This is a genomic window from Bacillus sp. LR--39 (assembly GCF_053613335.1).
Map to the genome: position 1 here is coordinate 1 of NZ_JBSIOT010000689.1, position 796 is coordinate 796.

At 52.9% G+C, this 796-nt stretch carries 1 protein-coding gene; it reads right to left on the reverse strand.

Going from position 1 to position 796, the window contains the following annotated elements; genetic code table 11:
• Positions 1–796: AMP-binding protein (locus tag ACWHAR_RS25870; RefSeq protein ID WP_452088273.1), on the reverse strand; the 796-nt coding region annotated here is incomplete at both ends.

Genomic DNA, 796 nt, shown 5'->3' on the forward strand with positions numbered 1-796 from the left:
AGCGCACAGTTCGTCTAGCCCTGAGTCAGCCGTAAATGAAAGAACGACCGCTCTCTCTATATGTTCAAGTCCAATGAAGGCCTCTTCAATTTCTTTCAATTCGATTCTGTAGCCGCGGATTTTCACCTGATCATCCGTCCGCCCTAAAAATTCAATCTCCCCATTCGGAAGACGGCGGACGAGATCCCCCGTCCGGTACATGAATGTGCCCGGTGTGTAAGGATTTTCGATAAACTTCGCAGCCGTAAGTTCCCGGTTGTTCACATATCCTCTTGCAAGCCCGCTTCCCGTAATATACAGCTCGCCTGCCGCTCCCGCGGGAACAAGCCGGCGGGAAGCGTCCAATACCAGTGCTCCGGCGCCCGAAATCGGCCGTCCAATCGTCGGGCGCTCGGCGAATTGCCGGATCATGCCCGGTTCGACCGGTTTAGCGATGGCACCGATCGTCGTTTCCGTCGGCCCGTAATGATTGATGAACCGGGTGTCCGGATAGCGGGAATGGAACCGTTCGACATCTTTCGGATTGATTTTTTCTCCCCCTAGTACAATCAGTCTCAATGACTGAAGCCCCTTTGCCAAAGCGAAGCTTTGCGGCTGAACGACCGTATGGAACAGCGACGGCGTCAGCTTGATATATGTGATCCCTTGTTCACCGATATAATGAATAAATGTCTCCGGTTCTGTATACGTTTCTTTCCGGACGATATGGAGCTCTCCTCCGGCGAGCAGCACCGGGAAAAGGCTCGTGTAGCCGAGATCGAACGCATAGGAAGACAAAAGCATCGTTTTATCCGAA